The sequence below is a fragment of the Prevotella sp. P2-180 genome, from assembly GCF_002251435.1.
GTDB lineage: Bacteria > Bacteroidota > Bacteroidia > Bacteroidales > Bacteroidaceae > Prevotella.
Genome location: NZ_NPJI01000027.1, coordinates 1 through 605 on the forward strand (window position 1 = coordinate 1; position 605 = coordinate 605).

At 46.8% G+C, this 605-nt stretch carries 1 pseudogene; it reads right to left on the reverse strand.

Annotated features, from left to right (window positions below):
* Positions 1-605: pseudogene (locus CIK98_RS17950) on the reverse strand (hypothetical protein); the annotation flags it as partial.

Genomic DNA, 605 nt, shown 5'->3' on the forward strand with positions numbered 1-605 from the left:
CCGTAGCTTCTGCGTCTATAAGGCGCAGGTCGGTGGAGGTGCCGTCGGAGTGAATCACTTTGGCGTTGCTGAATGCGCCGGAGCCTCCCTCTGATGGTTCTGTCGTGGATTCCTTTGCCACGAAATAGCAGCGTAAGCCTTTCATCTCCACGTCTGAATTAACAGGGTATATCTTGTCGCCGCTGATGACGTAGATGTTCTCACTTTCCGTTACATCGAAAGGAGTTATCATGCGCTTGTTGTATTCACCCTGCATGGTGAGGGTGGTGTTATTTGCGGTTTGGGATGTACCAGTCGGAACGTATGTTTCAGAAGTACAAGTTATCGTCCTGTCCTTAATCTCGTAGATGTTGTCCGAAACATCTTTCGAAGGTTTAATAAGATAAGGTGTGCCGGCTGTAATTTCCGTTGCAGCGCTGAACTTCATGGTGTAGGAATTAGTCTCACTGTTATATTCCAAGTCGCTGAACGTCTCTACCTTAGTGCCGCTGCCGAACAACGAAGAAATCTCATCAGATGTCAATGAATATGGCAGGCAGATGGTGTTCCAATCATCTTTCTTCAATGCACGGCGCATCTTGATATTATAGTTCTTGGCGTTATAT